Source organism: Spirosoma daeguense (genome assembly GCF_054776875.1).
In genome coordinates this window covers 318,976-334,892 of the sequence record NZ_BAAHBF010000003.1, presented here as the reverse complement: position 1 = coordinate 334,892, position 15,917 = coordinate 318,976, and the positions used below count along the sequence as shown (strand labels likewise).

Below are 15,917 nucleotides of genomic sequence, written 5' to 3'. Positions count from 1 at the left end.
GAGATTAGTATAACTAAATAATATCAAAAGATTACTTATAAACGTTTTCTACAACTAACAATATAGTAAGAATAGATAATTAATTCTATTTGTAACCTTGCTACAGGGAAGCGGCATATTATTTGTGTATTCAAGAGATGAGTTGCCTCTCTTGAATACTTAAAGGATACTATATGCGTACTTCTACGAAACTTTTCTTCACGTCGTCGGTAATGCTTGTTGTGGTGATGCTCTTAAGCGCACTACCCAGCTTTGGACAGACTATTTCGGGAACTGTTTTCCGCGACTTCAACAGCAACGGCGTGTATACCGCCTTTCCCTCTTCCGGCACCTATTCCTATGGGGAACCCGGCGTAGGAGGCATTACGGTGACCGCCTATAATGCTGCCGGAGTAGCAGTTGCCACTACAGTTAGTAGTACGGCTACTGCTTCGCTCGGAACCTATACGCTCACCATTGGTAATACAAACCCCCATAGGGTTGAATTTACGAATCTGGGCGGAGGTGATTACGAGTCGTTCAGAGCCACGGCCGCAGGCAACAATGCAACGTCCGTACAATTCGTTACGCCAACCACAGCCACTGGCCTGGGGAACGTAAACTTTGGGATAAACTACCCCTTAGATTACTGTCAGGCCGCGCCCAATCTGGTTGTCCCTTGTTATGTAAATGGTAATCCATTGATAACTGGTACGGCGGCTAGCGAACACGTACTGGTTACGCTACCCTATAATTCATCGGGCACGGCTGTTGCGGCAACGTCAATTGCCGACGGAGCCGACATTGGTAGTGTCTGGGGGGTGGCATATCAGCGCGAAACACAAAAGGTATTCTCTTCTGCATTTTTAAAACGCCACGTAGGACTCGGGCCTGCGGGCTTAGGTGGTATCTACGCCACCACAACCAGTGGCACCACTACGCTACTGGTCGATTTAGAAAATGCACCGTTCAATATTAACTTAGGGCAAACTCAATTAGGCACCCGCTCTACCTTGCCCGGTAGTGGTACGGTATCGAGTACCGACCCAACAGCGTTTAGTTTAGTAGGAACGGCCGGTCTGGGCGGCATGGCGTTCTCTTCCGATAGTAAAATCCTGTACGTTGTCGATTTATACAATCGTAACTTATTGGCGCTTAATGTCGGTAACCCTGCCGTAGCTGCAATCTCATCGACCAGCTCATTAACAACAATCGCAATTCCTGTTACGGGCTGTACAAACGGCGACTTCCGCCCTTTTGCTGTTTCCGTCAAAAATAATCAGGTTTACGTTGGCGGGGTTTGTTCCGGCATGTCGGGCACGGTAACGTCAGGCGGAACAAGCGACCTGTATGCTACTGTATACTCGATGCAGGAAGGTGCTTCGACTCTTTCAAGTACTCCTACCTTCTCGTTCCGGCTGAATTATACCAAAGGAGCCGTACGGGTTGGTGATGCCGCTATTGGCTCAACCTGGCAACCCTGGGTTACAGGATTCAGTCAGTTGGGCATTAGCTCCGTTACAGCAACGGGGGGGGTTCGGGTAGGCCGTCCGCAACCCATGCTTACGGATATTACGTTTGCGGATAATGGCGACATGATTCTTGACCTCGCCGACCGTACGGGTTTCCAGTTGGGATACCGGCAACGTAATACTACCGACAACAGCGCTACCCCTACCATATATGGTGGCTACATTGGTGGAGATCTCCTGCGGGCAAACTATAATGGCTCGCAGTGGGTACTGGAAAATAACGGTACAGTTGGCGGTTTGACCAGTGCGGGGGGAGTCGGAAACGGCCAGGGACCGGGCACACCTACGACGTCGGGTTATAATACTCCTTCTGGGGAATTCTACTACCAGGAATCCTTTACCGACCCATCCTCATCTACTGCCATTCACCAAGAAACATCAATGGGTAGTGGCTATTCCATTCCTGGCTATAACGTAGTTGTAACCACCATAATGGACCCGACGGATATCTTTACAGGAGGGATAGGCTGGTTCAACAACCGAACAGGTGCCAGAACTCAATCGGCAGAGCTTTACAATACATTAGCTGCCGACGGGGCAGGGACTGCCGGTAAAGCAAACGGCCTTGGTGGTATACAGGCTTTGTGTAATCCTGCGCCAATCGAAATAGGGAACCGTGTCTGGCTCGACTCCAACAACAATGGTATACAAGACCCCGGCGAACCAGCCCTAGCGGGTGTTGTGGTAACACTCACTGGCCCCGGTATAAGCGGCACTGCTACTGTAACAACCAACGCCAATGGTGAGTATTATTTTACGAATGCTGCCGGAACGAGCGGAGGTGGTTTCACTTATGGTTTAACAGGTCTTACAGCGGGCGGTTCCTATACGCTGTCGTTTCCAACCAGCGTAACAGCCAGCAATGCTTACATAAGCAGCAAACCAAACTCAGCCACAGGCGCCAATGCCAGCAATATCGATACAGATGCCAACTCGGCAGGTCGGATTGTTTTCACATTAGGTTCTTCGGGGCAAAATAATTTTTCGTATGATGCAGGTTATGCACCCTGTGTACCACCATCACTTACGGCACTTGCGAGTAGTGCCAGCGTTTGTCAGGGAGGTACTGTAACTCTGTCGGCTCAGGTAAGCCCAGCCGACAGTTATACGTATGCGTGGAGTGCCCCTGCCGGTATTACGCTATCTGGAGCAACCACAGCAACTGCCACCGCATCGAGCCTGACGGCAACCGGCACACGTACCTTTACCGTAACGGTTAGTACGAGTCCAATCTGCTCAACCACAGCAACAGTAACGGTAACAGTAAATGCACTACCAACGGCGGCTCTTAGCTCAGCTACTATTTGCGCAGGCCAGTCTGTAAACCTGACTGCAACCGGTGGTACGTCCTATACTTTCTCCAACGGTACGTCTAATGTCACAGGAATCCTCTCGGTAACACCAACGGCTAACACTACGTATTCGGTAACGGCTGTCAATGCGAATGGCTGTCGAAGCACAAATCTGGCAACGGGTACGGTTACAGTCAACCCTGCCGTAACAGCAACGCTTGGTTCATCAACAATATGCGCAGGTCAGTCGGTTACGCTGGTTGCGTCGGGCGGTACGTCCTATACCTTCTCAACGGGTACCACCAATACCAACGGCCAGATTTTAGTGGTTCCAACCTCTACCACGGCTTATTCGGTAACGGTGATCAATGCCAATGGTTGTGTGGGCACCGCTTCGGGCACGGTAACGGTAAATACGCTACCAACCGCAGCTCTCACCTCAGCCACCATCTGCGTAGGCCAATCCGCTACGTTAATCGCTACGGGTGGTTCGTCCTATAGATTCTCAAATGGAACTATCAATAACAATGGTCAACTAGTAGTAGCTCCAGTTACTACTACTAATTATTCGGTAACGGTAACTAACGCCAGCGGTTGTACGGCCGTAAACACAGGTAGTGTAACGGTGAATACGTTACCAACCGCTACGTTAAGTTCGACTATTATCTGCGTAGGTCAAACAGCGAATCTGGTTGCTAGTGGCGGTACGTCCTATACCTTCTCAAATGGAGCTATTAACAACAACGGCCAACTGGCAGTAGCCCCAATCACGACTACTAACTATTCGGTAACGGTAGCTAATGCCAACGGTTGTATCAGCACAGCAACGGGTACAGTTACGGTAAATTCACTACCGCCCGCAGCCCTTACTTCAGCCACTATTTGCGCGAGTCAATCGGTTACGCTGGTTGCTTCTGGTGGTTCGTCCTACTCTTTCTCGACAGGTCTATCGAATGGCACGGGTCAGTTAGCGGTAAACCCAACGACCACCACTAACTATTCAGTTACAGTAACCAACGCTAATGGCTGTGTTAGTACGGCAACGGGTACAGTTACGGTAAATTCGCTGCCAATTGCGTCTGTCAACTCCCCAACCATCTGCGCGGGTCAGTCAGCGACCTTAACAGCAACCGGCGGTACGTCCTATACTTTCTCCAACGGCACGAACAACAATACAGGCCGGCTGGTAACATTCCCGACCTCAACCACGGCATACTCGGTAACAGTGGCCAATGCCTCGGGCTGTATCAGTACCACAACCGCTATCATAACGGTGAATCCGGCCGTCACTGCTACGTTAAGCAATGCCACCATCTGCGCAGGGCAGACAGCCACCTTAACAGCAACCGGCGGTACGTCATATAGCTTCTCAACAGGTCTATCGAATGGCACGGGTCAGTTAGCGATAAATCCAACAACCACTACTACATATTCGGTAACGGTAGCTAATTCGAGCGGTTGTATCGGCACAGCAACGGGTACAGTTACGGTGAATTCGGCCGTCACTGCTACGTTAAGCAATGCCACCATCTGCGCAGGGCAGACAGCCACCTTAACAGCAACCGGTGGTACGTCCTACTCTTTCTCGACAGGTCTTTCTAACGGCACGGGTCAGTTAGCGGTAACACCAACAACCACTACTACGTATTCGGTAACGGTAAGCAGCAACGGTTGTACGGGCACCGCTTCGGGTACAGTTACAGTGAATGCACTGCCAATTGCTGCCGTGAATTCCCCAACCATCTGCGCGGGTCAGTCAGCTACATTGACTGTCACGGGCGGCACGGCCTATACATTCTCCAACGGCACGACAAACAATACCGGCCGGTTGGTAACAATACCAACCTCAACCACCGCCTACTCGGTAACAGTGGCTAACGGCAGTGGCTGTATCAGCACCATTACCGCTACTATAACAGTAAATCCGGCCGTCACTGCTACGTTAAGTAATGCTACGATCTGCGCGGGTCAGACTGCTACCTTAACGGCAACGGGCGGTACGTCATACAGCTTCTCGACAGGTCTTTCTAATGGCACAGGTCAGTTAGCAGTAAACCCAACGACCACCACTAACTATTCGGTAACAGTTGTTAATGGCAGTGGATGTGCTAGTACGGCAACGGGTACAGTTACGGTAAATCCGGCCGTTACCGCTACGTTAAGTAATGCTACGATCTGCGCGGGTCAGACTGCTACCTTAACGGCAACGGGCGGTACGTCTTACAGCTTCTCGACGGGTCTATCGAATGGCACGGGTCAGTTAGTGGTAAGCCCAACGGCCACCACTACCTATTCAGTCATAGTAACCAACGCTAATGGATGTGTTAGTACGGCAACAGGTACAGTTACGGTAAATTCATTACCACCGGCAACACTTAGCTCGGCTACGATCTGCGCGGGTCAGACAGCTACCTTAACAGCAACGGGCGGTACGTCCTATACCTTCTCGACAGGTCTATCGAATGGCACGGGTCAATTAGTGGTAAGCCCAACGGCCACCACTACGTATTCAGTAACAGTAGCCAATGCCTCGGGCTGTATCAGTACCACAACCGCTATCATAACGGTAAATCCGGCCGTTACCGCTACGTTAAGCAACGCCACAATCTGTGTGGGTCAGACTGCTACTTTAACGGCGACGGGCGGTACGTCCTATAGCTTCTCGACGGGTCTATCGAATGGTACGGGTCAATTAGCGATAAACCCAACGACCACCACTACCTATTCAGTCACAGTAACCAACGCTAATGGCTGTATCGGCACAGCAACGGGTACAGTTACAGTAAATACACTACCAACGGCAACCTTATCTGCAAGTCCAGCGACTATCTGTGCGGGTCAGACTGTTACGTTAACAGCAGCAGGTGGTTCGAGCTACCGTTTCAGCAACGGCACAACGAATTCTACAGGAACCGTTTCTGTCATTCCCGCTGCTATCGGCAGTAACACGTATTCAGTAACGGTAACCAATGGAGCTACCTGTAGTGCTATTGCCACTACGTCGGTAACGGTTAATCCATCGGTAACGGCCACGTTGAGCAGCGTAACAATTTGTAGTGGTACCAGCGCCACGCTGGTGGCTATGGGTGGTAGCTCATACCGGTTTGGCCCAGGCAACACGAATACGTCGGGTCTATTAGTAGTAGCTCCAACATCTACAACGACCTACTCAGTAACGGTAACGTCGGCACAAGGATGTAGTGCAGTAGCCACAGGCACGGTAACGGTGAATTCATTACCAACGCCAACGATCTCAGGAAACTCCTCCATCTGTGCGGGTCAGACAATCACGCTGACGGCCAACCCAACAACAGGCTTAACGTATGCATGGAGCGGCCCCGGCGGTAGTTTAGGCAGCAGCAACCCGCTGACAATTGCTAACAGCACCACTGCTAATTCGGGTACGTATCAGGTATTAGTTACGAATGCAAATGGCTGTACGGCTACAGCCAGCTTTAACGTAACGGTTAAACCAGCACCAGTAGCCCAAATTCTGAGCACCAGTGTTGTTTGTACGGGTAATGGTCCAGGTGTTGCAATTGCTACACAGGTAATAGGTGGCGCGCCACCGGTAAGCTATGCATGGTATCGGACGGGCGTAGTGGGTGTGATCTCAACCTCAGCCAATCCTATATTCAGTGTTGCCGACACCTATAGCCTTGTTGTTACAGACGCCAGCGGTTGTGTAAGCAACACGGCGAGTGTAGCAGTTGCCCAGCCTGACCCAATTGCTGTCAACATTCAGTCGACTAATGCAGCATGTTTTGGTCAGCAGGGTTCTATTACAGTAACCATTAGTGGTGGCGATGGGCCATACTCGCTTACCTACGCCAATGCCGGAGGTGTTGTGTCTACGCAGAATACCGCCAGTGTCAGTAGCTTACAAACAGGTGCTGGTAGCTACACAGTTACCGTTCAGGATGCCAATGGTTGTACGGTAGTTCAGTCGGCAACGATTTCGCAACCCGCCCAGCTAACGGTTTCGCTTACGGGCAGTGGTTCGGTTTGTACGGGTCAGGCAACGGGCAGTATCACCAGTCTGGTTAGCGGAGGCACAACGCCTTATACCTACTTATGGAGCAATGGACAAACAACACCAAACCTTACAAACGTAAGTGGTGGTAGCTATTCAGTAGTTGTAACAGATGCCAACAGTTGTACAACATCGGGAACGATTACCTTACCGATCAGTCCACTACCTGATGCGCCAACCTTTACGGCAACGCAACCAAACTGCTCAACAACAACCGGATCTGTTATCATTCAGACACCAGCAACCGGCGTTCAATACAGTTTAAATAACGGTATTTCTTATCAGGCTTCGCCAACACTGGCAGGTTTAGTACCTGACGTGTATCAGTTACGAGTACGGTCAATTGCTACGGGCTGCGTTTCTCCAGCTACCAACGTAACAATCGACCCCGTGCCAAATGCGCCAGCGGTATCGATTGCCGGAACGACGACCATTTGCGAAGGTCAATCCATCACGCTGACGGCTAGCCCAGGTGGTTTAGCGTATGTATGGAGTGGCCCAGGTCTTGGCGGAAATAACAACAACCCGCTTGTTATCAACAATGCAACGATAGCTCAATCTGGCCTCTATCAGGTAACTGTAACAGATGCCAATAGTTGCTCGGCAACGGCAAGCATCAACGTAACGGTAAATCCACGTCCTGTGGCTACACTTAGCCCAGCTACGATCTGCGTGGGTCAATCGGCTACGTTGACGGCTAGTGGCGGTAGTTCCTATACCTTCTCCACTGGTACCTCCAACCTCGACGGTAGTCTGGTGGTGAGTCCAACTTCGACCACAGCTTATTCGGTAACGGTGGCTAATGCCAGCGGTTGTGTAAGCACTACGTCGGCTACAGTAACGGTAAACCAATTACCTGTCGCCACGCTCAGCTCAGCAACGATTTGTATCGGTAATTCAGCCACCCTCACAGCCTCGGGTGGTACGTCTTACACCTTCTCAACAGGGCTAATAAATACCACGGGTAGTCTGGTGGTGAGCCCAAGCTCGACCACGGCCTATTCGGTAACGGTAGTCAGTGCCAGCGGCTGTGTAAGTACTACAACGGCTACTATAGCCGTGAATCAGGTTCCGACATCTTCACTGAGTTCGGCAACGATTTGTATCGGCCAGTCTGTAACGCTGACGGCTAGCGGTGGAGCTTCTTACACTTTCTCCAATGGCACAACCAACAACAACGGTCTGCTGGAAGTAGCACCAACGGCAACAACGACTTACTCAGTAACAGCCTCTGGAGGAACGAATTGTATCAGTTCAGCCACAGGTACAGTAACGGTAAATACTCCGCCAACGGCTGTCTTCAGTCCAGCTTCGCCAACCATTTGTATTGGTCAGTCGGTAACCCTGGTTGCATCGGGTGGTAGTTCCTATACCTTCTCCGACGGTACCTCCAACAACACAGGTGCACTGGTGGTGAGCCCAAGCTCGACCACGGCTTACTCGGTAACGGTGGCCAGTGCCAGCGGCTGTGTCAGCACCACCAGCGTGACCGTAACGGTGAACCAACTACCGAATCTGGTGCTCACCCCAACGCCAGCCACCATCTGCGTAGGCCAGTCGACCACACTGGTGGCAACGGGTGCCAGCTCACACACCTTCTCCAACGGTACTATCAACAACTCGGGTCGCTTAGCGGTGAGTCCAACCGTGACCACCATCTATGCCGTGACCGGGGTGAGTGCCAGCGGATGTATCACCAGCACCACCGCCGTGGTAACGGTCAACTCCTTGCCAACTCCAACGCTCAGCTCGGCCACCATCTGCGTGGGTCAATCGGCCACCTTGACGGCTAGTGGTGGTAGTTCCTACACCTTCTCCACTGGCACCTCCAACCTCGACGGTAGTCTGGTGGTGAGTCCAACTTCGACCACAGCTTATTCGGTGACGGTGGCCAATGCTTCGGGTTGTATCAGCACAACGAGCGGCTCGGTAACGGTGAACCCACCGCCAACGGCTGTCTTCAGCCCAGCTTCCCCAACCATTTGTATTGGTCAGTCGGTAACCCTGGTTGCATCGGGTGGTAGCTCGTATACCTTCTCCGACGGTACCTCCAACAACACAGGTGCACTGGTGGTGAGCCCAAGCTCGACCACGGCTTACTCGGTAACAGTGGCCAGTGCCAGCGGCTGTGTCAGCACCACCAGCGTGACCGTAACGGTGAACCAACTGCCGAATCTGGTGCTCACCCCAACGCCAGCCACCATCTGCGTAGGCCAGTCGACCACACTGGTGGCAACGGGTGCCAGCTCACACACCTTCTCCAACGGTACCATTAACAACTCGGGTCGCTTAGCAGTGAGTCCAACCGTGACCACCACCTATGCCGTGACTGGGGTGAGTGCCAGCGGATGTATCACCAGCACCACAGCCGTGGTAACGGTCAACTCCTTGCCAACTCCAACGCTCAGTTCAGCCACCATCTGCGTGGGTCAATCGGCCACCTTGACGGCTAGTGGCGGTAGTTCCTATACCTTCTCCACTGGCACCTCCAACCTCGACGGTAGTCTGGTGGTGAGTCCAACTTCGACCACAGCTTATTCGGTAACGGTGGCTAATGCTTCGGGTTGTATCAGCACAACGAGCGGCTCGGTAACGGTGAACCCACCGCCAACGGCCGTCTTCAGCCCAGCATCCCCAACCATTTGTATTGGTCAGTCGGTAACCCTGATTGCGTCGGGTGGCAGTTCCTATACCTTCTCCGACGGTACCTCCAACAACACAGGTGCACTGGTGGTGAGCCCAAGCTCGACCACGGCTTACTCGGTAACGGTGGCCAGTGCCAGCGGCTGTGTCAGCACCACCAGCGTGACCGTAACGGTGAACCAACTACCAACCGCTACGTTAACACCAACACCAGCCACCATCTGCGTAGGTCAATCGGCTACGCTGGCTGCGTCGGGCGGTACGTCCTATACCTTCTCAAATGGCACGGTTAACAGCAACGGGCAATTAGTGGTAGCGCCAACAGCAACTACTACGTATGCATTGACAGCCAGCAGCGGTAGCGGTTGTGTCAGCAGCACCACGGCGGTTGTTAATGTAAATTCATTGCCAACTCCAACGCTCAGTTCGGCCACTATCTGCGTGGGTCAATCGGCTACGTTGACGGCTAGTGGCGGTAGTTCCTACACCTTCTCCACTGGTACCTCCAACCTCGACGGTAGTCTGGTGGTGAGTCCAACTTCGACCACAGCTTATTCGGTAACGGTGGCCAATGCCAGCGGCTGTGTAAGTACTACGTCGGCTACGGTAACGGTAAACTCACCGCCAACGGCTGTCTTCAGCCCAGCATCCCCAACCATCTGTATTGGTCAGTCGGTAACCCTGGTTGCATCGGGTGGTAGTTCCTATACCTTCTCCAACGGTACGCTTAGTACAGATGGCCGACTGGAAGTGGCACCAACAGCAACCACAACTTATTCGGTAATTGTAGCGAACGACAATGGCTGTATCAGTACGACCAACGTAACGGTAATAGTAAACTCGTTACCAACGCCAGCCATCACTTCAGCAACCATCTGCGAAGGTCAAACAGGTGTACTGGTTGCGTCGGGTGGTACGTCATATACGTTCTCAACAGGTTTGGTTAACGCGACCGGAGTGCTGATGGTAACGCCCACAACCACAACGATCTACTCCGTAACCGTAGGCACCGCCAGCGGCTGTATCAGCACAACGAGCGGCTCGGTAACGGTAAATGAACTACCTGTTGCTACGATAAGCGCAAGTTCAGCTACCATTTGTGAAGGAACGTCAACTACGTTAACTGCTTCGGGTGGTGCGTCGTATATCTTCTCTAACGGTACGTCCAATACTACTGGCGTGCTGGCAGTTGCCCCAACAACAACCACGACATATTCGGTTACAGTAACAAGCGCCAGCGGTTGTACCAGTACGGCATCGACTATTGTAACGGTCAATCCGTCGGCAACCGCTACGCTCAGCTCGATCACAATCTGTTCAGGTGAACAGGCAATACTGATCGCTTCGGGTGGTACGTCATACACCTTCTCAACGGGTGATGTGAACTCATCGGGTCAATTGGCCATAAGTCCGACGTCGACAACGGTTTACTCGGTAACGGCCATCAACGACAGCGGCTGTGTAAGCACCACAACAACAGCCGCTACGTCGGGTACTGTAACAGTAAATGCTATACCTGTAGCCAATGTCGCAGCCAGTGCTATGACCATCTGCGTTGGCCAATCGGTAACGCTGACCGCCAGCGGTGGTACGTCGTATAACATATCGGGTACAATCAATACGTCGGGTGTTCTGGTAGTTACCCCAGTCCAAACCACTACGTATGTTGTAACAGTTACCAACGCCAGCGGTTGTGAAAGCACTACGGCAATTACGATCACTGTGAATCCGTTGCCAGAAGCAGCACTAACTTCGGCAACGATCTGCGAAGGTCAATCGGCTACACTGATTGCGTCGGGCGGTACGTCCTATACCTTCTCAACCAGCGAAGTTAATTCGACAGGTATATTCACGGTAAGCCCATCGAGCACTACGCCTTACTCGGTAACGGTGGCCAGTGCCAGTGGCTGTCTCAACACAGCTACGGGATCAGTAACGGTAAATACGGTTCCTGTAGCGAGCCTGATTCCTGCTTCGGCAACCATCTGCGAAGGTCAAACAGTAACGCTAACGGCTAGCGGTGGAACGACGTATAGTTTCTCAACTGGTATAACCAATTCGACAGGCGTACTTATCGTGAGCCCAAGCTCGACAACAGCTTACTCAGTAACGGTATCCGCAGGTACGACTTGTAGTAGCGTTGCATCGGCGACTATCTTGGTCAATCCATTACCAGCAGCAACGATGACATCGGCAACGATCTGCGAAGGCCAGTCGGCTACGCTGGTTGCGTCGGGCGGTAGTTCCTATACCTTCTCGAATGGTACGTCAAATACAACGGGCCTATTGGTTATCAATCCAATATTTACGACTGTGTATTCGGTAACGGTGGCCAATGCTTCGGGTTGTATCAGCACAACGAGCGGCTCGGTAACGGTAAACGACCTACCTGTGTTAACGCTCACGTCGGAAACGATCTGCGCTGGTCTGGTCACTACTCTCAGAGCAACGCCAGGCTTCGCAACCTATATCTTCTCGGCTGGTCTGACACAAATCGGCACATCGAACGAAGCAACGGGTTCAACCAATGGTACGTACTCAGTAACGGCGATTACGGCCGCAGGCTGCTCAGCTACTGCAACCGGTTCAATTCTGATTAATTCGAATCCGATTGTTCAACTCAGCTCCGCTACTATCTGTACTGGTCAGTCGGCAACGCTGATTGCTACAGCGGGTTATGATACGTATATTTTCTCGCCGGGTCTGGCGCAGGTTGGCAATTCGAACGTAGCAGTTGGTACTGTTGCTGGAACGTATAGTGTAACGGCCCTTTCAACGGGTTGCAATGGCACGGGTTCAGGTAGCATCACTATCGAACCATACCCGGTAGCTGAACTGGCATCGGCAACGATCTGCGTTGGTCAGCCAGTAACGCTAACCGCAACGGGTGGTACGTTATACACCTTCTCCGATGGCACCATCAATACAACTGGCTTACTGGCCGTTTCACCAGCTACCACTACTACGTATTCGGTAACGGTAGCCAACGCAGCAGGCTGTGAAAGCACTACGTTAGGGACTGTAACGGTAAATGAGTTACCTGTAGCGCAATTGACATCGGCAACGATCTGCGAAGGCCAATCGGCTACACTGGTTGCGTCGGGTGGTGCATCGTACATCTTCTCGACGGGTGTTACAAATACAACAGGCGAACTGGTTGTTAATCCTATTAGTACGACCACTTACGCTGTAACTGTAGTGAATGCCAGCGGTTGTATCAGTGTAACTTCGGCTACGGTGGATGTCAATACACTACCAGTTGCCGGACTAACTTCGGCAACAGCCTGCGAAGGTACATCGGCAACGTTGGTCGCTTCGGGCGGTACGGCCTACACCTTCTCGACAGGTGAGACAAACCTGACAGGTATATTAGTGGTTGGCCCAACAGCAACAACAACCTACTCGGTTACGGTGGCCAACGCTAGCGGTTGTATCAGCACGACGACAGCTACGGTAACAGTGAATCCGCTACCAACTATAGTAACAACTGTCGCTTGTAATGGTATTGCTACGTATGACGTGAGCTTCACGGTAACGGCTGGCGCTACGGTAACGGCCAATGTAGGAACCATTGCTGGTAACCAGATTACAGGAATTCCATCTGGTCAAATCGTTACGATTACGATATCGCTAAACGGTTGCAGTGTTACAGAAGAGCTTTCTCAAAACTGCCAATCGAACGCAGCAGCTATAGGCAACTTTGTCTGGCATGATCTGGATCGCGATGGCGTTCAGGATGCAGGCGAACCGGGCATTCTGGATGTGGTAGTTGTACTGTTGCAAAATGGTGCAATCGTAGCAAGCACGCTTACGGATGCAAATGGCTTCTATCTATTTGAAGGTCTGACGCCGGGCATTCCCTATTCGGTGAGCTTCACGACTCCAGTTGGATTCACAGCTACGTTGCCACACCAACATTACAACGGTGACGATGAGCTGGATTCTGATGCAGACCCAATCACAGGCTTGACACCCTCTGTTACGTTAGCGGCTGGCGAATACAACCTGTCATTGGATGCAGGCTTCTACATTCCACAAGCTAGTCTGGGTAACTTTGTCTGGAATGACCTTGATCATAATGGCACACAGGATCCGGGCGAACCGGGAATTCCGGGTGTAGTGGTGACGCTCATTCAGAATGGTGTGGCTATCGCATCTACGACTACCGATGCCAGTGGCTTGTACTCCTTCACCGGCCTGACTCCGGGTATACCGTACTCGTTAAGCTTCACGACACCGCTCAATTATTCGGCGACTGTGCCGAATGTAGGCTCATCGGATACCGACTCAGATCCAATCGGTGGCATTACAGGGCCTATCACGCTGACTGCAGGTGAGAACAATACGTCGATTGACGCTGGCTTCTATCTGCTGACAGCGGGTCTGGGCGACTTCGTCTTCGAAGACCTCAACCATAATGGTCAGCAGGATACGGGTGAAGCGGGCATTCCGAATGTGGTCGTCTCGCTCATCAGCAACGGTACGCTGGTGGCTTCCACGACCACCGATGCCAACGGCCTCTACTCCTTCACTGGACTAACACCGAATACGCCGTACTCGGTAAGCTTCACCGCGCCACTGGGTTACAGTGCTACGTTGCAGAATCAGGGCGACGATGCTACCGACTCCGATGGTAACCCAGCAACGGGTCTGACGGGTGTTTACAGTCTGACGGCTAACGAGTTCAACCCGACTGTCGACATGGGCTACTATCGTCCGGCTTCGCTCAATGGCTATGTCTGGATCGACACTGACCGCAATGGTACACAAGGTGCCGGTGAGCCTGCCCTGCCAGGAGTCGTGGTGACGCTCATCAGCAACGGTACTGTGGTGGCCTCCACCACCACCGATGCCAGTGGCTTGTACTCCTTCACCGGATTGACACCGGGTGTGCCGTACTCGCTGAGCTTCACCACCCCGGCTGGCTTCACCGCCACCACACCGGACCAAGGTGGGGACGACACCATCGACTCGGATGCCATTGGCGGATTGACCCCATCAGTGACGCTGACTTCAGGTCAGAGTGTAACCCAGGATGCAGGTTTCTCACCAGTGACGGCTGGACTCGGAGATTATGTCTTCGAAGACCTCAACCACAACGGTCAGCAAGACGCCGGGGAACCCGGTATTCCAGGAGTGACCGTGAGTCTGATCGAAAATGGAATTATACTGGCAGGTACAACAACGACGGATGCCAACGGTATCTACTCCTTCACCGGTCTGACACCAAACACACCGTACTCGGTGAGCTTCACCGCACCACTGGGTTACAGTGCTACGTTGCAGAATCAGGGTGACGATGCCACTGACTCGGACGGTAATCCAACAACGGGTCTGACAGGAACGTATAGTCTGACAGCTAGCGAGTTCAATCCGACGGTGGATATGGGCTACTATCGTCCGGCCTCTTTGGGTGACTACGTTTGGGTTGATCTCAACAGAGATGGTATCCAGGATGCCGGTGAACCACCGCTAGCAGGTGTAGTTGTTACGTTACTCGATGGTACTAACACGCCGATTGCATCAGTGACTACCACCAGCACGGGACAATACAGCTTCACGGGTCTAACACCGGGTGTACCGTACTCGCTAAGCTTTACCGCTCCGACTGGTTACAGTGCTACGTTGCCAAACCAAGGTGGAGACGACACCCTTGATTCTGATCCAATTGGCGGTATCGTTAGCTCGATCACGTTAGCCTCTGGCGAGAACAATACGTCGGTAGACGCAGGCTTCCTGATACCAGTAGGCAGCATCGGTTCGCATGTCTGGAACGATCTCGACAGAGACGGTCAGCGTGATCCAGGTGAGCCCGGTGTGGATGGCGTTACGGTACGTCTACTCCAGGAAACATCGCCAGGTAACTACACGGTTGTTTCGACAACTGTTACGACGGGCGGAGGACAGTATCTGTTCACCAACCTGCCTGCTGGAACCTACATTGTTGAGTTCGATCTAACCACCTTGCCACCGGGCTTTATCATCAGCCCGAACCAGAACCGGCCAGGTGTACCAACAACCGAAAACAGCGATGCAAACCCAACAACAGGTCGCTCGGCACCAATTACGCTTGATCCAACGAATCCGGTTCAACCAGATGTACTAGCTATCGACGCTGGTCTGGAAACCGACTGTCCGCCAGCCAAGTGCGTACCGTTTGTCATCAAAAAGACACGTGGTCGTTAGAAGTTAGTGGATGAGAAAAGAAAAAGGCCCTGTCGTTCGACGGGGCCTTTTTCTTTTTGAGAAGTTATTTACCACCCCTGCCCCCCTCCTGTTGTAGGAGGGCCGGGCCAGCGTTCTGGCTAGGGGTGGTAAAATCAAACCCCTACAAGATTAGCCCTACGGGGGTGGGATTTAGGATGGTGTTACTACGTAGCAGGTCAACGAATTTCTCGTTTCTGAAACTATGTCTAAACTTGCGGGTTTGAACCTATA

The 15,917-nt window shown here is 52.2% G+C and carries 1 protein-coding gene; it reads left to right on the top strand.

Annotated features, from left to right (window positions below; genetic code table 11):
• Window positions 1–173: 173 nt before the first annotated feature.
• Window positions 174–15,665 carry an SdrD B-like domain-containing protein gene (locus ACYVD4_RS10505; protein ID WP_460945236.1) on the top strand — a complete coding sequence of 5,164 codons (15,492 nt, stop codon included), beginning with the start codon at window positions 174–176 and terminating at the stop codon, window positions 15,663–15,665.
• Window positions 15,666–15,917 lie beyond the last annotated feature (252 nt).

Coding starts and splice junctions, on each gene's coding strand:
- ACYVD4_RS10505 (WP_460945236.1), top strand. CDS start 174: ATGCGTACTTCTACGAAACTTTTCTTCACGTCGTCGGTAATGCTTGTT.